This window comes from Nonomuraea sp. NPDC001684, assembly GCF_053596515.1.
In genome coordinates, this window is the sequence record NZ_JBSFGJ010000177.1 from 1 (window position 1) to 18,130 (window position 18,130).

Below are 18,130 nucleotides of genomic sequence, written 5' to 3' on the forward strand. Positions count from 1 at the left end.
CCAAGAAGTCATCCAAGGATAGGGGGCATCAGGTCAACCCAGTGCCGTCGCTGCGGTGACGATGAGATCGACACACGCGGGGACGGGAATCGTGGCGCCGATGACAACAACGTCCATTTTATCTCCAAAACGAAGTTACTTCGATTCAAAGATACATCGCTGTGAAGTACATTGGGGCGAGTGACCGACAACCACCCAGAAGCGGACGTCTACCGCGAGTTCCTGATCGCGGTCATGCTGCACATCGAGGCCATCGCCGACCGGCTCGGCGTGCACCACGTGGACGTGGCCGCGCTCATCCTGCTGGAGATGCGCGGCCCTCTCCCGGTGGGGGCGATCTCGGAGGAGCTGGGGCTCCCGTCCGCGTCCGCGACCCGGCTCATCGACCGTCTGGAGAAGGCCGGCTACGTGCGGCGGGTACGCGGCGAACGCGACCGGCGCATGGTCACGGTGGAGCTGCTGGAGGGTGGCATGGCCGAGTACCACGCCACCCGCGTCACCTCCGAGCGGCACCTGGAGCAGATCCGCGGGCAGTTCACGCAGGAGCAGGTGCCGCTGATGCTGGGCCTCCTCGCCGGGGTCGCCCGCGCCTACCGCTCGGCCACCAGGGAGATCCGCGAGCAGCCCGGCTGACAAGCCCCGGCCCGTGGCGTCAGGGCGTGCCGCCGGCAGTGTCGTCAGCAGCGCGGTCGACCTCGTCGGCGAAGGCGAGGACCCGGGTGTTGACGCGGTCGGGGAACTCGCCGTTGAGTGCGTGGGAGGCGTCCGGCCACAACTCGACGACGCCCCGGGCGAGCAGGCGGCGGGCCCGCAGGGCGGCCTTGCGCGGGTTGTGGATGATGCTGCGCCCGGCGATCAGCGCGAGCACCGGCACGTCCAGCCCGGCCACCTGGTCGTCCGTGGGGTACGCAGGCGGCGGCAGGAACGCGGTGAAGTCCCGCATCCCGGCCGAGATCAGGTTGGCGACGGGCTCGTCGGCCGAGGCGTCGGCCCCGCCGGAGATCCAGCTCAGCAGCTTCCTGCGCCACGACTCGGGGAAGAACGGCACCACCGAGCCCAGCGAGAAGACGACGACCTTCCAGGTGATCCGGCCGAACAGGTTGGCGGGGTCGAGCACGCTCACCGAGGCGATCCGCTCCGGCACGCGCAGGGCCAGATAGAAGGCGCTCCACCCGCCGATGGACACCCCGAGGAGGTGGACCCGGGCGAGGCCGAGCCGGTCCAGCAGTTCGGCCAGCCAGGTCGCCTGGTCCTCCGCGCTCGTGAACGCCCGGGTCTGCACCGACAGGCCGGGCTCGCCGAGCAGGTCGACGGCGTAGACCGGCCGCCGGGCGACGAGGCCGGCCAGGTTCGCCTCCCACATCGGGGTGGCCGAGGTGCGCCCCGGCAGCAGCAGCAGCGGCACACCGTCGCCGCCGCCGAAACGGTAGACGCGGACGGTTCCGAAGCCGGTCACCACGTCGTGGGTCTGGCCGGGTTCGGGGAGCCGGGCCATGGCGTCGTCGTAGGCGCCGCGGTAGCGCGCGAAGGCGGGGGCGTCGCGGAAGTGGCCGAGCCGTCGTGCACGGAACGCGGCTCCGATGTTGGGTTCCACTAGATCGTTCATGTGCGGGATCCTTCGTTCGCCCTTCGCGATACGATCGTATCGCAACAACGTCACGATACACTCGTATCGCGAAGAGGGGGAGGCCGTGCCGAAGCAGGTGGACCACGCGGCGCGGCGGGCCGAGATCGCCCATGCCGCGCTCAGGCTGTGCGCTCGCGACGGCCTGGCCGGCGTGAGCATCGGAGGGGTCGCCCAGGAGGCCGGCGTCTCCAAGGGGCTCGTGCAGCACTATTTCGCGGCGAAGGCCGACCTGATGCGCGCCAGCGCGCAGCTGCTCAGGCAGGAGATCGAAGGCCATCTCCGGGCGGCCCTGCGGGAGGCCGCCGGGCCGGCCGACACGCTGCGGCGCACGCTGCTCGCCGTCGTCGAGCTGGGCTCGCGCGCTCCCGTGCTGCTGCTGGCCGGGCACGCGTTCCTGGCCAGGGCCGTCGACGATCCCGACGTGCGCGAGCTGTACCGCGCGGGCGGCGACGCGGTGCACCGCGAGATCGCCGCGCTCGTGGCCGCCACCGCCGCGGACCCCGGCGTCGAGGCGGGCGCCGAGGCGCACGTGCTGCTCGCGCTCGCGCGCGGGCTGGCCGACGGGGTGCTGGTCGGGGAACTGGGCATCGCCGAGGCGACCGCCGTCCTCGACCACCAGCTCCGCCGGCTCGGCCGGCCGGCGGGCTCCTGACCGAACGCCGCGGGCGGCCCGGGGAGATCCTCCGCCGGGCCGCCCGCGGCGGCTCTCACCCGCCGATCGCGGGCATGCCCTCCGGTACGGCCTCCGCCGCCGCCTCCGGCCTGGCCGCCGCGAGCAGTTCCACCAGCCGGTCCGCGATCGCGGCGATGGTGGGCTGCTGCCACAGCAGGGTCGCGGGAAGACGGCAGCCGAAGCGCTTGTCCAGCCGCCGCCGGACCATGACCGTCATCACCGAGTCCAGCCCCTGCTCGACCAGGGGACGACGGACCGCCAGGTCCTCGGGGGCCAGCCGCATGACGGCCGCGATCTCCGCGCGCACCTCGGGCAGGACACGCTCGCGCAGATCCGCCGCCGTCAGCCCGGCGAACGACTCCGCGGGCCCGCCCAGCTCCTCCTCAGCCGGGACGGGCGCGTCGATCACCGGGTAGCGCAGCCCCGTGAGATGTCCCACCACCCGGCCGTCCGGGTCGGCCAGCAGCGCCCGCACGGTGTCGTCGGCGGCCCGGTCCACGGCCGCGTCGATGACCACCGTCGCGGGTGGGGCGCCGGTCAGCACGACCTCGTCGATGCGCACGACCATGCGCAGCACCGGGTCGCCGGGGAACACGCAGGGCGCCACGGACATCGCCGCGTCCAGCGCCGGGGCCCAGCTCTCGGCGTCCCCGGTGCGGACGGTGGCGCGCAGCGCGCCGTCGCCGCCCAGCAGCGTCTCGATCGTCCAGTCGAAGCCCGTCGAGGGCACGCCGACGGCGGCCAGCCGCCGGTGCACGAACGTGGGGTCGATCGGGGTCAGAGCGCCGGCGTCGGGCAGCACGTCGGGCTTGACCTGGCCAGGAGCGGCCACGTCGGCGGTGACGTGCACCAGCCAGGCCGGTTCGGGCTCGCCGGGGCCGGCCGGCGTACGGGCCGCGAGCCGTATCGCCGGAGGTTCGTGCACGACCTGGACCTGCCGGCGTTCCGCGGTCATCAGCGGATGCGTCATCTCCACGCCGGTGAGCGTGACGTCCTCGTCCTCGGCGGCGTGCAGGAACGTGTTGACCAGCACGGCGGCGGGCACGATCTCGATCCCGTTGAGGGTGTGGCTGCCCGGGTAGGGCCGGTTGGCGTCCTCCAGGCCGGTCCGCCACACGCGGGTCCGGCTGCCGGCGAGGCGGGTCCCGGCGCCGAGCAGGGTGTGGGAGCGCACGTCGTGCCCGCGGTTGCCGTCGTCGCCGGAGTCCTCGCGCCAGTGGCGGCGGTGCTGCCAGGCGTACGGCGGCAGGTCGGTGAGGCCGCCGTACGGCTGCAGCCGGTTCCAGTCCACCTCGACGCCGTGACAGTGGGCCGTGCCCACCGCGGCCAGGAAGCCGGGCAGCTCCGGCTGGTTCCTGCGCAGCGAGGTGCCGACGAACACGTCCTCGAACCCGTTCTCCGACAGCGTCTCGGTGACGGAGTGCGCGACCACCGGGTGGGGGGAGATCTCCAGGAACACGCGGTAGCCGTCCTGCGCCGCGGCCGTCGTCGCCGCGGTCAGCCGCACGGGGTCACGGAGGTTCGCCGCCCAGTACGCCCCGTCCGGCACGGGCGTCGCCCGGGGGTCGGCCAGCGCGGTCGTGTACATGGGGATGCGCGGCGGGCCGAACGACAGATCGGCGACGGCGGCGGCCAGCTCGACGGCCAGCGGTTCCATGTGCGGGCTGTGGAAGGCGACGTCCGAGGCCACCCGCCGCACCACGATGCCCTCGGCCGGCCAGTCCTCGACCACGGCCTCGACCGCGGCGACGTCGCCGGACAGCACGGTGGAGCCCGGCGACGACGAGATCGCGGCCACCAGGTCGGTACGCCCGGCCAGCCGCTCGGCCGCCTCCTCGAAGGACAGGCCGACCATCGCCATGGCCCCCTTGCCCTCGGCCTGGCGCAGCAGCCGCGAGCGGCGGCAGATCAGGCGGGCGCCGTCGGCGACGGACATCGCGCCGGCCGTCACCGCCGCCGCGATCTCGCCGACGGAGTGGCCGATGACGGCCCGCGGCGCGACCCCGTACGCGTTCCAGAGCCGGGCGAGGCCCAGCTGCATCACGAAGATCATGGTCTGCACGCGGTCGATCGTGTCGAGGTCGCCGTCGGCCAGGACCTGCCGCGGCGAGAAGCCGATCTCCTCGGCGAAGATCGGCTCTACCTCGTCGACCAGGGACGCGAAGTCCGGCACGGCCAGCAGCTCCCGCCCCATACCGCGCCACTGGCAGCCCTGGCCGGAGAACACCCAGACCGGCCCGGGACCGAGGTCGGGCAGCACGTCCCCGGTGAGCACCGCCTCGGCCGGCACGTCGTCGGCGAGCCTGCGCAGGTGGGCCGCCAGCTCGTCGCCGTCCGTCCCGATGACGACGGCGCGGCGGGCCAGATGGGTGCGCCGCAGCGCCAGCGTGTGCCCCGCCGACGCCGGGTCGACGCCCGTCCCGAGGTGATCGGCGAGCCGGCCCGCGTACTGCCGCAGGGCCTGCTCCGACGCGGCCGACAGCGGGAACAGCCGCTCCGCGCGGGGAGCCGTCTCCTCCTGCGCGGGCGCGTGCCGGGTCGGCGGGGCCTGTTCGAGCACGATGTGCGCGACCGTGCCCCCGTACCCGAAGCTGGAGACGCCCGCCCGGCGCGGGTGGTCGCGCTCCGGCCAGGACGATCGCCGCGTCACCACGCGCAGGCCCGAGGACTCCCACGGGACGGCCGGGTTGAGGGCGGACAGCACGCTCGGCGGGATCTCCCCGCGGTCGAGGGCGAGCACCGCCTTGATGACGCCGGCGATGCCGGCGGCGCCTTCGAGGTGGCCGATGTTGGACTTGACCGAGCCGATCAGGCACGGGTCGCCGGCGGGCCGCCCCGCGCCGTACACCGCGGACAGCGCGCCCGCCTCCAGCGGGTCGCCGAGCCGGGTGCCGGTGCCGTGCGCCTCGACGTAGTCGACGGTGGACGGCGCGACGCCCGCCTGCCTGCAGGCCCGGGCCATCACGTGCTCCTGGGCCTCGCCGCACGGCGCCATGATGCCGTTGGTGTGCCCGTCCTGGTTCACGGCGCTGCCGATGACCAGCGCGAGCACGCGGTCACCGTCGCGTTGCGCGTCGGACAGGCGCTTGAGCACGACCACGCCGCAGCCCTCGCCGCGGCCGTAGCCGTCGGCCGCCGCGTCGAACGACTTCGACCGCCCGTCGGGCGCCAGGGCTCCGGCGGTGCCGAGCGTGAGCGTCTGGCCGGGGGTGACCAGCAGGTTGACGCCGCCGGCGAGGGCGACGTCGCTCTCGCCGAGCCGCAGGCTCTGCGCGGCCAGGTGCAGCGCGACCAGCGACGCCGAGCAGGCGGTGTCGATCGCCATGCTGGGGCCGCGCAGGTCGAGGGAGTAGGAGATGCGGTTGGCCACGGCGCAGGTCGCGGCGCCGATCCCGGTCCATGCCTCGATCTGAGGCAGGTCCTCCAGCAGCCGGCCGCCGTAGTCGGCCGTGCAGACGCCGACGAACACCCCGGCGTCGGTCCCGGCCAGCTCGTGCGGCGGCAGCCCGGCGTGCTCCAGGGCCTCCCAGGCGGTCTCCATGAGGATGCGCTGCTGCGGGTCCATCAGCTCGGCCTCGCGCGGCGACAGGCCGAAGAACTCCGCGTCGAAGCCCTCGATGTCGCTCAGGAAGCTGCCGTGCCGTACGGCGTCGCGCAGCGCGGCGGCGTGTTCGGGGCTCCGGGTCTCGTAGCTGCGCCAGCGTTCGGCGGGCAGCGGCCCGGTCGTGTTGCGGCCGGCGCACAGCAGGTCCCAGAACTCGTCCGGTGAGTGGACGTCGCCGGGGAGACGGCATCCGATCCCGACCACCGCGACTGGTTCCACCCGGGCTCCGCGCGGAGTGTCGACCATCTGCGTTCGTTTCCCTTCGATGTCAGGCCCAATGAGGAGTTTCGAGGATTTCGAGCACGGCCCCGGAGACGGTCACCCCTGGCCCGGTGCCGAGCATGAGCAGGTGGTCGCCGGGGCCCAGCTGCCCGGTCGTGAGCAGGTGGTCGAGGGAGAGCACCTGGTCGCCGGCCCCGCAGTGGCCGATGGTGCGGCCGTAGTCCCAGGTGGAGCGGGACATGGGCAGATCGACCACGGCCATGCACCGCTGTTCGACGATCTCCTCGGAGTAGTTCATGAACGCCACGCGGGTCAGGTCGCGGGCCTCGATCCCGCTCTCGTCCAGCACGCGCTCGACGATCTCCATCAGCGCCCGCTGGATGTTGAACAACGCCGCGCCGGCCTCGCCCTTGGGCATGACCTGCTGCCGGAACTGCTCGTTGCGGGCCGCGAAGCTCATCCGGCGCCCGACCGTGACGCCCGGCGGGAACAGCGGTTCGCTGCCCCGGTGCAGCTCCTCGGCCGCGGCCACCGTCGTCGTGCAGACCGACGCCAGGCGGGCGAACCCGCGGTCCTTGGTGAGGACGAGCGCGGCGGCGGCGTCCCCGCCGATGTAGCCGGGGCCCATCCGCCACCGGTCCATCAGCGGGGTGCCGTAGTTGTCGGCGGCGACCAGCAGGGCGGCCTGCCTGCCGGGCGCGGCGGCCAGGTGACCGGCCGCCAGTTCCAGGGCGATGAACATGCCGTTGCAGCCCTGCCGGATCTCGGTGGCCAGGACGTCTCCGCCGACGAGATGACGTTGCAGGTAGGAGTGCGGGGGCCAGCCGTCCGGGCCCTGGTGCCAGGTCGAGGCGTACAGGAGGAGATCGAGGTCGCCCGGCGCCCGGCCGCTGCGCTTGATCGCGCTGCGCGCCGCGTGCAGGGCCATCTCCGGAGCCGGCACGTCGCCGGCGACCACCGTCCCCGCCAGGTTGTGCAGCTCGGCGTCCTCCGCCGGGTACCAGCCCTTGGCGACGGCCTTCTCGACGCTGACGACGGTCCTGGGCAGGTAGGTTCCCACGCCGCCGATGTAGGTGTCCGCGTACCGCATGACTTCCGTCCTCGTCCCGGCTAAGCGGATTGGAGTTCTCTGACCATCGTCACGATGGTCGCGACGTCCCTGAAGTTCTCGGGGTCGAGCATGGCGGCGGTGACCCGGACGCCGACGTCCTTCCTGAGGAAGTTCAGCAGCCGCGCCGTGCGCAGGGAGTCCAGGAGACCCGACACCAGGAGCGGGGTCGTCTCGTCGACCTTGACGTCGTCGCCGTCCAGGACGAGGTTGTCCTGGACGAAGTCGACCAGGCGCCGGGTGAGGTCGTCGCTCACGCGCGTGCTCCTCTCGTGACGGGAGCGGTGGACAGGATCCGGAACGCCGCCGCGGCGACCGACGTGCCGGAGCCGAAGCCGACCATGAGCAGGTGGTCGCCGGGCACGAGCCCGCCGGTCGCGAGCAGGTGCTCGAAGGCGATGAACTGGTCGACCGCGCCGCAGTGGCCGACGCGCCGGCCGTAGTCCCAGGTCGTCTGGCCCTCGTCGATGCCCAGCCAGGACATCTGCCCGTCCAGGTCCTCGCGGCGGCCGTGCGGGAAGGCCACCCGGGTGATGTCGGCGAAGCCGATGCCGGCCTCGTCCAGGGTCTGCTCGACCTGCTGCATCATCGTCTTCTGGATCGTCAGGTGGATGCCGGTGCCCTGCGCCTTGAGCAGCCGCTGCCGGAACTCCTCGTGCCGGTCGCCGAAGCTCAGCCCCCTGCCGACGGTGGCGTCCGGGGGGAAGAGCGGGTAGGCGCCGTCGTTGACCGCGTCGGCCTCGGGGATCACCGTCATGTTCACCGACAGCAGCTCGGCCATGCCGTAGTCCTTGCCGAGGACGAGCGCGGCCGCGGCGTCGCCGATCAGCGCCCCGGGGGTCATCCGCCAGCGGTCCACCAGCGGAGTGCCGTGGTTGTCGGCGGAGACCACCATGGCCGTCTCCCGGTCCGCGGCGGCCTGGAGGTAGCTCGCCGCCAGCTCCAGCGAGCTGATCATCCCGACGCAGCCGCTGCGGATCTCGTGCGCCGGCACGCCGCCGCCGAGGAGGTGCATCTGCAGGTAGTGCTGGGGCTGCCAGCCGTTGGGGCCCTGGTGCCAGACCGACGGGTAGAGCAGCAGGTCCAGATCGCGCGGGGAGGACTCGCCCCACCGCTCGTAGGCGTCCAGGACCGCGAGCCGCGCCATCTCCGGCGCAGGCATGTCGCCGGCCACCGCCGCGCCGAGCTGCCGGTACCTCTCGGCGTCCGCGGCCGGGTACCAGCCTTCGCGGACGGCCTGCTCGACGCTCACGCTGTCAGGCACGTAAACGCCCAGGCTCCTGACGAACATGTTGGGTGTACGCACACGCCCCCTAACTCATCGACGAATCCCGGACAACGGCCCGCGACAGGGAAAAGCGCTTATCCGATTTATTTCCGAGGAGTCACATGGCCCCCGGCCGGTCGGTGAATACGACGGTAAATGAGCCGGCGGGCCGTCCCGGGTAAGGATAGGGGCGGCCCGTCGAATAACGCAATAAGGTGATCCGCGACCTTCCGTGACCGAGGTTCGACGGAACGTGGCGCAATAAGGGAAAGCCGCTATTCAGCTCCCCGCCGCGGATTCGCCGAATAAAATTCGGGAATCCACGGCGGCGGAACCCGGGTCGTCTCAGGCGGGCACTCTCGTGCAGACCAGGTTGTTGAGCTTGAACTGGGCGGGAATGTCGTTCGTCCCGGTGACGGACGCCGAGAAGCCGAGGCTCTGGCTGGAGCCGGGGCCGATGTAGGTGTTGGTGCCGGCGTCGCGGGCGGTCACCTGCGTGCCGGTCTGGGTCACCGTGGCGTTCCAGGCGTTGGTGATCAGCTGGTTGCCCGACCAGGCCCACGTGGCGGTCCAGCCGTAGATGGGGGTCGTGCCGGTGTTCCTGATGGTCAGGCTGCCGTTGAAGGCGCCGTTCCAGACCTCGGTGGCGTAGGTGACCTCGCAGGAGGTGCCCATCTTGAGCCCGCCGCGCAGGAAGGTCGTGAAGTTGGGCCAGGTGGGGTCGAGGGTGCCGGTGCCGACGGTCTCGCCGCAGTTCTTGGTGGTGCGGACGGTCTGCGTGCCGTAGTGGGCGGGGTCCATGACCTGCGGCATCATGTGGTCGGCGCCGGGCACCGAGACGAAGGTGGCCGACCCGCACTGGGCCTTGATCTTGTTGTAGAGCAGCACGCTCTGGCCGTGCGGCACCAGGAAGTCGGCCTGGCCGTGCAGGAACATCAGCGGCGGGTCGTTGGCGTCGACGTACGTCATCGGGTTGGCCTGGGCCACCGTGGCCGGGCAGGTCTGGATGGGACAGCCGACCAGCAGGGACTCCGGCGAGGCGGGAGAGTTGTGGTCCAGCCCGCCGGTCGGCAGGTTCTGCGCGTTCATCTGCAGGAAGTCGGTCGGGCTGTAGAAGGCGAGCCCCGTCTGGACGGCGCTGGAGACGCCGGTCGTGCCGATGGCGCCCTCCAGCGCCGACACGCCGCCGGACAGCGTGGCCATCTCCGTCAGCCAGCCGCCCGAGGAGTCGCCCATGATCGCGAATCGGTTGGGATCGAGCTGGTACGTGGCGGCGTTCGCGCGCAGCCAGCGGATCGCCGCCTTGATGTCGTGCACCTGGGCCGGGAAGATCGCCTGGGCGCTGGAGCGGACGCTGACGCCGGCCACCGCGAAGCCCAGCGGGTTGAAGATCGCGGCGATGGCGTCCGCGCCGGCTTTGCCGTCGTCGCTGCTCCACGCCGAACCGGTGTGCCAGATGATCAGGGGCCGGGGCGTGATGCCGGTGGCGGGCAGGTAGAGATCCAGCAGATGCCCTCTGCTGCCGGCCGGTTGCGCGGGCGCGTAGGCGATGTCGGTGATCGTCTGCGTCGCGTGTGCCGGCGGCGCGAAGGCCGCCGGCACACCGACGGCGGCCAGCACGGTCATCGCCAAGCCGACGGCGGCCGTGCGGATTCGAGCTTGCATGGTGCGACTCCGGTTGGTCGGATGGTCGCCGCTTCCCCGGGTGGCCGTCCGTGTCTCGTTCGATGGCAGGGCGGCCGTGATGAGCACGCCGACCTGTAGCGCCTGTGAGAACAACGTCCTGTTCGAGTGTCGCGGCTCACATCGATATGGGCGGGGAGACGATATGACACCTACGCGACAATGGTCAAAGTTTTCGAAGTTTCGTTTCCCTAAGAACGGGAAAGCGGCATAAATCGTACTTTGGGGCCGTAAGGCACGGAGACGGCCCCAGATCATCCATGGCATGCACAGCCGGTCGGATACACCCCCACGGCGTCTTTCACGCCGATGAAAGTTTCATGACCCGGCGGCCGGTGATTCCGCCGCGACAATCCCACCGGAGCCGTGAGTGATAATGTCCACCGACATGATCTCCCCAGTCGCAGGAGGACGAATGCGAAAGGCACGCGCTGTTCTCGTCTCGGCCGTCATGGTCCTTGGAGTGTCGCTGACGATCGGCGCCGCCCCGGCGCACGCCGAGAAACTGGCGGGCGTCTTCAGGGAGCACGCGGAGTGCGAGCGGATCGGCACCCAGGGCGTCGACCAGAACTGGTGGGACGACTATTCATGCCAGTGGGAGAGCAAGTACAGCTACTACTTCCTCTACGCCTGACCCCGTGAGACGCACGCCCCCCGGGCCCGCGGATCGAACCGGGGGCGCGTGCGCCCGCCGCGATCGACGGAAGCCGGACGGCCGTCTCAGCGAAGGGCCGCCAAGGTGGTGAGGGGGTTGTCCAGGAGGCCGGCGAAGGCGAGTTCGGCGGCTCCGGCGAGCGTGGTGTCGTCGCCCAGGGCCGTCACGGCCAGGCGGACCCGTTCCCGCGACACCGGCAGCACGTGCGCGTCGATCCGGGCACGGACGCGCGACTCGGCGCCCGGATAGACGTCGCGCAGCATCCCGCCGAAGACCACGAGCGCCGGGTTGAACAGGTTGATGAGGTTGACGACGCCGACGCCAAGCCAGTCGCCGACGCGGTCGAGGGCGTCCCGCGCCCTGGCGTCACCGGCGCGGGCGAGGGCGACGACGGACCGGATGCCGTCGCGGCCGACGAGGTCGCCGGACCGTCCCGCGTAGTCGAGCAGCGCCTCCTCCCCCACCTCGGCCTCCAGGCAGCCGCGCGACCCGCACAGGCAGGGCCGGCCGTCGAACGGGTTGACCAGCATGTGCCCGAGTTCGCAGCCGTAGCCCGTGTCGCCGTCCAGGAGTTCGCCGCCGACGATGATCCCGCCGCCGACGCCGACGTCCCCGTGCAGGTAGACGAGGTTGTCGGCGTCTCGTCCCGCGCCGCGCACGTGCTCGGCGATCGCCCCCATGTGCGCCTCGTTGCCCACCTCGACGGGCAGCCCGAGGCCGAGCCCGGCGCCGAGTTCCGCGCCGAACGCCTGGTCCACCCAGCCGAGGTGCGGCCCGTACCGCACGGTGCCGTCGGTCCGCCTGATCAGCCCGCAGTACGAGGCGCCCACCCCCACGCACAACGAGCCCGGCCCGGCCCCGGCGACCAGCTCGCGGCCGAACGCGGCCAGGACCCCGACGACGTCCTCCAGGTCGACCCCGGCGCGGGCGCGGGCGGCCTCCCTGCGGTCGAGGACCCGGCCGCCCAGCCCGACGCGGGCCGCGACCAGCCGGTCCACGGCGACGTCGAACGCCAGCCCGTACACCGTGCCCTGCTCGGGCATGACGACGATGGACGGCCGCCCCGCCCGCCCCCGCCCGGCCGGCACGCCCTCGCGGACGAGCCCGACCGCGGCGAGTTCGGCGGTCAGGTCCATGATGGTGCTGCGGTTGAGGCCCATCCGGCGGCCGAGCGCGGCGCGTGACACCGCCCCCTCGTTGTGGACGCGCCGCAGCACTTCGCTCAGGTTCCGCTGCCGCATCTGCTCCTGCGTGCGCACGCCCACCGCCGATCCCGTCATCCCCGTCACCCTAGGACGTGTCCTCACAGGATCACGGTCGTGCCGGAAGGCGCAAGGAGAAGGTGGTGCGGACGCCCGGGGTGCTGGCGGCCGTGGCGGTGCCGCCGTGCGCCTCGGCCAGGTCGCGGACGATCGCGAGGCCGAGGCCGCTGCCGCCGGTGCGGCGGTTGCGGGACTTCTCCGCCCGCCAGAACCGGTCGAAGACGTGCGGCAGGTGCTCGGCGCGGATGCCGATCCCCGTGTCGGTCACCTCGATGACCACGTGGTCGCCGTCCTGGCGGGCGGCCAGCGTGATGTGCCCGCCGGCCGGCGTGTAGCGCAGGGAGTTGGTGACGAGGTTGCCGACGGCCTGGCGGAGTCGTACGGGGTCGGCGGTCAGGGTGGGCGCGCCGGTGCCGCCGGCGGTCAGGGTGAGCCCGGCGGCCTCGGCGCGGCCTCGGTGGGCGGTGGCCACCTGGTCGAGGAGGTCGCCGAGGTGCACGGGTTCGAGGTGCAGGCGCAGCTTGCCCGCGTCGGCGAGGGCGAGGTCCTGGAGGTCGTCCACGATGTGCTGCAGCAGCAGGAGCTCCTCGACCAGGGAGGCGATCAGCGCGGGGTCCAGCTCGGCGACGCCGTCCTGTGCCGCCTCCAGCCAGCCCCTGAGGTTGCTCAGCGGGGTGCGCAGCTCGTGGGAGACGTCGCTGACCATGGCCTTGCGCTGCTCCTCCATGCGCTGGAGGTGCTCGGACATCTCGTTGAACGCCGTGGCCAGCTCGCTGATCTCGCCGGTCGTCCTGACCTGGACGCGGGCGGAGCTGTCACCGTCGCGCATCCGCCGGGCGGCGTGGGTGAGCGCGTTGACCGGGCCGACCAGGCGCCTGGCCGCCATGACGCTGACGCCGACGGTCAGCACGAGCACGAGGAGGGCGGCGCCGGCGATCGAGGGCAGCGGGATGCGCGGGCCGGTGGCCTCGGCCGGGGATCCGATGTACAGGTAGGCGGCGGGGGCGACGTAGGGGTCGAGCTGTTCCTTACGGGCGGCGACGATGCAGGACGAGATCGTCTGGCCGGGCTCGGCCTCCGAGGACGCCGGCCGCTTCTCCTTGGGAACCCAGGTGAGGTCGAGTCCGACCGAGCCGCGTTCCGCGCCCTTGCCCTTCAGGCATCTGCCGACCAGCAGGTTGAGCTGCTTCAACGCGGCCCTTTCGGTGCGCGTCGGCGTGTTGAAGGTGACCGCGTCGCAGGGGGCCGTCACCGCCGGGGCCGGGCTCGGCTCCTGCGGGACGCCCTCGCCGGTCGTCGTCACGGAGGGCCGGCCGGTGTGCGAGACGCTCGTCCGGACGGGCTGCCCGGTACGTCTCATGCAGGCGGCGTAGGCGTCGGCGGCCTTCCCCAGCCGGGCCCGGTCACGGTCGGGCAGCAGGAAGGGGCCCACCGCGCGCGGATCGATGCGGTCCTCGGCCGCCCCCGGCACCAGGGTCACGTCCACGGCCAGCGGATCGACGACGGCCGACACCCGGGCGGGCAGCGGGGTCCCGGCGGCGACCGAGTCCGCGATGAGGGCGCCCTTCTCGGTGGTCAGCGCGACGCGGCGGCTGTTGGCGGCGGCGAGGCCGCGTACGGTGGCGGCGACGCCGGACCAGTCGGGATGGCGGGAGGCGTAACCGAGCAGGCTGTTGTTGATCTGGGCGTCGCTGGCCAGCGTCTGGCCCTGCTCGCGCTGGATCGCGCCGGAGGTGCTGTTGGCGGCCAGCCACGCCGTCGCCGTGATCGAGCAGACCGCCACGACGGCCGAGCTGGTGAGCAGCCGGACGAACAGCGACCTCATGCCTGGGTCAGCTTGTAGCCGACGCCGTACACGGTCAGCAGCCGGGACGGGCGGCGCGGGTCGGGCTCGATCTTCTTGCGCAGGTTCATCACGTGCACGTCGACCGTGCGCTCGGTGATGAACCGGTCGAAGCCGTGGACGCGCTCCAGCAGCTGCTTCCTGGTGAACACCCGTTCCGGCTCGGCGGCCAGCGTCTCGACGATCCGGAACTCCGCGAGCGTGCAGTCGACCGGCGTGCCCGCCACGGTGACGGTGTGCCTGACCGGGTCGACGACCAGGTCGCCCGCCCGGAACAGCCGGCCGGTCTCCGGCGCCCTGCCGGTGCGGCGCAGCAGCGTGCGCACGCGGGCCATCAGCTCGCGCGGGCTGTACGGCTTGGTCATGTAGTCGTCGGCGCCGAGGTCGAGCCCGAGCAGCAGGTCGTCCTCGGTGGACCGGGCGGTCAGCATCAGGATCGGCAGGTCGGACTCGGCGCGCAGCACCCGGCAGACGTCCAGGCCGTCGACCTTCGGCATCATCACGTCGAGCAGCACGAGGGCGGGGTCTCCCTGCCGGGCCTCGTCGATCGCCGAACGTCCGTCGTGCACGACGCGGACCTCGTGGCCCTCGCGCTCCAGGTAGCGCCTGAGCAGTTCGGCCTGCTTGGGGTCGTCCTCGGCGACCAGCACGTACGCGCACATGGCCCGAGGTTATGCGCACTGCGCGAGTGCATACGGGATCCGCATGACAGGCAAACAGGTTCCACACATTCTGCCGCCAGGCTGCGCCGGGTGAGAACCAACCCGGAGCAGCGGCCGGCGCGCTTGTCAGCCTCCAGGATGACCTCCAGCCCGGCCGGGCCGGCAACGAAGGTCAGTTCGACCTCCCCGACGAGTCCGTGCTGCTGGGCGGGCGGGTAGAACTCGATCTCCTGGTAGAACGGCAGTTCCTGGTGCACCCCGTACAGGTGGCCGCCTTCCAGGTCGGCGGGCTTGAAGTGGAAGCCGAGGTCCAGGAAGGACTGCAGGGTTACACGCCGTCCTCGTCCACGACGGCAGAAGAAGCGTCCTGGGGCAGCGCCGCCACTCCGAGCGGTCGCAGGCCCTTGTCCGGGGCCGAGGAAGCGATCGCGTGGCGGCCCAGGCACTTGAGGTGGGCGTGGCCCAGCGGGCTGAGCCGGGCCACGTCCTCGTGCACGCCCTGGGCACGCAACTGGTCCACGATCGCCGACAGATACTTCGAATTCCACAACACCACGGCATTCCCAGTCGGGCGGCAGGCGACGTGTCAGGTGATCGGAGATTCCACCAGCTGCAATAGCGACTAGTTGGAGGCTGAGTGCAGAAATTAGCGGTACAGAGTTGATCTTCGTACCGGTTCGATGACAGGCACCGTTTTGACAGGTCGCGGGGCTTACGTTCCTGGGCCATGCCGTTCGAATTTCTCTCCGACGAACAAATCGCCCGCTATGGCTGCTTCCCTGAGGAGCCCTCCGCCGCAGAGCTGGAGCAGTTCTTCCGGCTGGATCGCAGTCATGGGATGTGCTGGCGTCCAAACGGCGTCCGGCCGCGAAGCTCGGCTGGGCCGCGGTGGGGCTCGGTGCGCATGCTGGGGGTGTTCCTGACCGGCGATCCGCTGGCCGTTCCGCCGGAGACGGTGGCGTTCGTCGCCGAGCAGCTCGGCCTGGATCCGGCGCATTTGGCCGCCTGCGGTCTCGCGGCGCGTTGACCGGGCCGCAGGCGGCCGTGTCGGCTGGGTCAGTGCAGCAGGGTGTAACCGAACCGGCCGGCCTCGGTGAGCCCGACCGAGGCTGCGTGGACGACCTGGCCGCTGGCGGGGATGCCGCTGGCGGTGCCGGGCAGGACAGCCAGCATGCCGCGGCCGGTGTTCTTGCCCGGCGCGCCCGCCACGAGCTCGCCCTTGCCGTCCCCGGTGACGTCGATGATCGAGACCGACGCGCCGAAGGCGTCGCCGGCGACCGACTGCTCGCTGACCGGGTCGGCGGTGGGCTCGGCGCCAGGGGGTGCGACGCCGTCCTGGGTGATGATCTGCGTGCCCGAAACGACCGGCCCGGTGGGTGAGCCGGGGATGAGGGCGACCGCGCCCGCCCGGTCCGCGCCGGACACCTGGGCGGTGGGCAGGCCGATGGCGATGTCGGCCGTGCCGTCGCCATTGAAGTCGCCGGTGGCCAGGCTCGGGGAGCGGCTGTAATGGCTCGGCGAGAACGAGGTCAGCCAGCTCAGGCCGCGAGCGGTGAAACCGACCCCGTACATGCCGCCGCCGTACTTGTCGCCGTACCAGACATTGATGGTGCCGGTGCTGGGAGTGACCATGACCAGGTCGTGGTAGCCGTCGCCGTTCACGTCGCCGAGCACCAGCTTGGAGTCGGCCTTCGGGCAGGCCAGCTTGGTGGTTCCCGGGGCGGCCTCGCACGCCTGCGGGCTGCCCATCACGTGCGGGTCGGGAGACGGGTTGCGCAGGTCACCGCTGTACCACAAGTACTCGCCGCCACCGATGGCGAGATCCGTGCCCACCCACATGGCCTCCAGCCGCCCGTCGCGGTGGATGTCGCCGATCACCGTGGACCAGGAGGTCAGGCGCCGCGTGGGGCTGAATCGGTTGCTCTCGAAGGCGCCGCCGTTGTACCAGCCGCCCAGCGCCTGCCCGTAGCCCGACCGATACACCCCCACGATGTCGGGCCGCGGGTCGCCCTGGTCGGCCAGGCCGAAGACCAGCGACTCCATGTCGCTGGCGCCGGTCTCGATCTGGCGGGTGGTGTCGTTGCCGCTGGTCCAGGAGTGGATCTGGCGCGATCGGTAGCCGCTGGAGATCAGGTCGGTCTTGCCGTTGCCGTCGGTGTCGGCCGCGGCCATGCTCGTGCCCCATCCGGAACAGGGGGTGTTGATCGAGTAGAGCATGCAGCCGGGCTCGGGCCGCAGGTGGGAGCGTCCGGTGAAGCCGTCCGGGCCGCCGTACAGGACGGTGATCTGGCCCGTGTTGCTGGTGCCTGAGGCGGCCGGGTAGGAGGGCATGCCGACGGCCAGGTCGTTGTAGCCGTCGCCGTTGAAGTCGCTGTTGTAGGCGATCGGAGCGGCCGAGGCGGGGGCCGGGGTGGTGACGGAGGTGAGCGTCGTGGTCAGTGCGAGCAGCGCCACCGACCAGGCGATCTTGTTCACGTGCATGCCAGCATGATCGAGGCCGTGACTTGCGGACTGGTTGGATCCGGATGGTTGTCTGGGCGTGGACGCCCTCACATTTCGTCCGCGACCGGCAGATGGACGACCTTGAGCACGTGGGGCTGATCTACCGGGCCGGGACGCAGACATACCACCTGCTGCACAGCGGGTTCGGCCGGAGGACGCCAGAAACACACCGCGTGGCGTAGCTGCCTGGCCTGAGCGCTTGCGTTGGCGGGCTGCGGGGTCGTGTTCGGCGGTGATGCGGGCGAACGTCCCCTCGCCCAGCCTTACGTAACGGCCGGGGCCGAGATCCTCAGGCCAAGGGCCCGGTTCGGCCGGCCGGGTCGAGCCCCGGCCGGACGGTGGCGGGCACCACGGCCTTGGAAGCGGGGGCGATGAGGTAGCCCCCGCTTCCCGAGCAGCTCACGCCGACCGGCGGTTCTTTGCGATCACCTCCGGGGAGGGCGAGCGGATGGCGTCAGGTCGGCTCCCGGTCGCGGGGCTGGTGGGCTCTGTACTCCTGGGCACGGACGGCGAGTTCCCGGAAGAACACCGGGGGTGGTGTGACCTGGCCTTCGTGCCCGATCGGGGAGGGCGCCAGCGGTATGAGCAGGTCGGTATTGGGTGAGTGCAACCACAGGGCGGTCTGGTAGAGCTCGGGGATTTGCAGGAGCCGGAGATCGAACCCTGCCATTTCGAGCTGCGGCAGGGCTCGTGCGGCTTTGACCGCGGTCGCGGTGGCTCCGACGGATGAGCTTCTGTAGAACGTTGGCGGGAAGGTGCGGTCCGGCGTTTCGGCGACTTCGGCGCCGGCGAGCACCTTGCCGCCGGACTCCAGCAGGAATCGCCAGCCCACCGGCTGCGCCACCTCCAGGCGGCCGCCGGCCTCGATGTCTTTGACGAGCAGGGCGAACACCCGGTGGGGGGTGGACACCTCCACGTCATCCGGGGAGATCTCGCCCAGCAGTTTCGGGCCCTCTCCGCCGGCTCTGGCGATCAGGCCGAGATGGGAGCGTGTTTCCTCCCGGATCCGTCCCGGCGGTTCA

16 protein-coding genes and 1 pseudogene are annotated in these 18,130 nt (G+C 71.7%); 4 read left to right on the forward strand and 13 right to left on the reverse strand.

The annotated features are described in order from the left end of the window. The first annotated feature begins 180 nt into the window (after positions 1-180). A complete protein-coding gene (locus ACWCSD_RS27400) occupies positions 181-633 on the forward strand; it encodes a MarR family winged helix-turn-helix transcriptional regulator (RefSeq protein ID WP_358301292.1) in 453 nt (150 codons plus the stop codon). A 19-nt stretch (positions 634-652) separates the two neighbouring features. Here ACWCSD_RS27400 and ACWCSD_RS27405 read toward each other — a convergent pair whose 3' ends face one another. Continuing rightward, positions 653-1,606: an alpha/beta fold hydrolase gene (locus ACWCSD_RS27405; RefSeq protein WP_449919001.1), complete on the reverse strand. Its 954-nt coding sequence runs from the start codon at positions 1,604-1,606 to the stop codon at positions 653-655. Between the two features lie 85 nt (positions 1,607-1,691). On the opposite strand from ACWCSD_RS27405, the gene ACWCSD_RS27410 reads away from it, so the two are divergent. Beyond that, on the forward strand, positions 1,692-2,279 hold the full coding sequence (locus tag ACWCSD_RS27410) for a TetR/AcrR family transcriptional regulator (protein ID WP_397161947.1): 588 nt from the start codon (positions 1,692-1,694) through the stop codon (positions 2,277-2,279). A 55-nt stretch (positions 2,280-2,334) separates the two neighbouring features. On the opposite strand, the gene ACWCSD_RS27415 is transcribed toward ACWCSD_RS27410, so the two are convergent. From ACWCSD_RS27415 to ACWCSD_RS27435, 5 genes are all read right to left on the reverse strand, one after another. Next, positions 2,335-6,123, reverse strand: a complete 3,789-nt coding sequence (locus ACWCSD_RS27415) for a type I polyketide synthase (protein ID WP_449919005.1) — start codon at positions 6,121-6,123, stop codon at positions 2,335-2,337. Between the two features lie 49 nt (positions 6,124-6,172). After that, entirely contained in the window at positions 6,173-7,216 is a 1,044-nt protein-coding gene (locus ACWCSD_RS27420) for a ketoacyl-ACP synthase III family protein (RefSeq protein ID WP_397161949.1), read from the reverse strand. A gap of 20 nt (positions 7,217-7,236) precedes the next feature. Next, positions 7,237-7,491 (reverse strand): hypothetical protein, encoded by a 255-nt coding sequence (locus ACWCSD_RS27425; protein ID WP_397161950.1) that lies wholly within the window; start codon positions 7,489-7,491, stop codon positions 7,237-7,239. Continuing rightward, entirely contained in the window at positions 7,488-8,498 is a 1,011-nt protein-coding gene (locus ACWCSD_RS27430; protein ID WP_397161951.1) for a ketoacyl-ACP synthase III family protein, read from the reverse strand. Before ACWCSD_RS27430 ends, ACWCSD_RS27425 begins: the two co-directional genes overlap by 4 nt. 348 nt (positions 8,499-8,846) lie before the next feature. Continuing rightward, positions 8,847-10,166, reverse strand: coding sequence for a cellulose binding domain-containing protein (locus ACWCSD_RS27435; RefSeq protein ID WP_387678386.1), 1,320 nt, complete (start codon positions 10,164-10,166; stop codon positions 8,847-8,849). 433 nt (positions 10,167-10,599) lie between these two features. On the opposite strand from ACWCSD_RS27435, the gene ACWCSD_RS27440 reads away from it, so the two are divergent. Then, the gene (locus tag ACWCSD_RS27440; protein WP_397161952.1) at positions 10,600-10,818 is read left to right on the forward strand and encodes a hypothetical protein; all 219 of its coding nucleotides are present in this window, start codon (positions 10,600-10,602) and stop codon (positions 10,816-10,818) included. An 86-nt stretch (positions 10,819-10,904) separates the two neighbouring features. Here the strand turns inward: ACWCSD_RS27440 and ACWCSD_RS27445 are convergent, their stop codons facing one another. From ACWCSD_RS27445 to ACWCSD_RS27465, 5 genes and pseudogenes are all read right to left on the reverse strand, one after another. Continuing rightward, positions 10,905-12,119, reverse strand: a complete 1,215-nt coding sequence (locus ACWCSD_RS27445) for an ROK family protein (RefSeq protein ID WP_449919011.1) — start codon at positions 12,117-12,119, stop codon at positions 10,905-10,907. Positions 12,120-12,150: 31 nt separating this feature from the next. After that, positions 12,151-13,926, reverse strand: coding sequence for a sensor histidine kinase (locus ACWCSD_RS27450; RefSeq protein ID WP_449919014.1), 1,776 nt, complete (start codon positions 13,924-13,926; stop codon positions 12,151-12,153). Next, positions 13,923-14,606, reverse strand: coding sequence for a response regulator transcription factor (locus ACWCSD_RS27455; protein ID WP_358301322.1), 684 nt, complete (start codon positions 14,604-14,606; stop codon positions 13,923-13,925). Before ACWCSD_RS27455 ends, ACWCSD_RS27450 begins: the two co-directional genes overlap by 4 nt. A gap of 128 nt (positions 14,607-14,734) precedes the next feature. After that, positions 14,735-14,932, reverse strand: a pseudogene (locus tag ACWCSD_RS27460) (sporulation protein); the annotation flags it as partial. A 2-nt stretch (positions 14,933-14,934) separates the two neighbouring features. Continuing rightward, entirely contained in the window at positions 14,935-15,159 is a 225-nt protein-coding gene (locus ACWCSD_RS27465; protein ID WP_397162666.1) for a Tn3 family transposase, read from the reverse strand. A gap of 174 nt (positions 15,160-15,333) precedes the next feature. On the opposite strand from ACWCSD_RS27465, the gene ACWCSD_RS27470 reads away from it, so the two are divergent. Then, positions 15,334-15,633 (forward strand): DUF4158 domain-containing protein, encoded by a 300-nt coding sequence (locus ACWCSD_RS27470; RefSeq protein ID WP_449919019.1) that lies wholly within the window; start codon positions 15,334-15,336, stop codon positions 15,631-15,633. Between the two features lie 29 nt (positions 15,634-15,662). Here ACWCSD_RS27470 and ACWCSD_RS27475 read toward each other — a convergent pair whose 3' ends face one another. Beyond that, positions 15,663-17,087, reverse strand: a complete 1,425-nt coding sequence (locus ACWCSD_RS27475) for an FG-GAP and VCBS repeat-containing protein (protein ID WP_449919021.1) — start codon at positions 17,085-17,087, stop codon at positions 15,663-15,665. Positions 17,088-17,562: 475 nt separating this feature from the next. Continuing rightward, positions 17,563-18,130 (reverse strand): hypothetical protein (locus ACWCSD_RS27480; protein WP_449919024.1); only part of this gene is annotated, 568 nt, incomplete at its 5' end.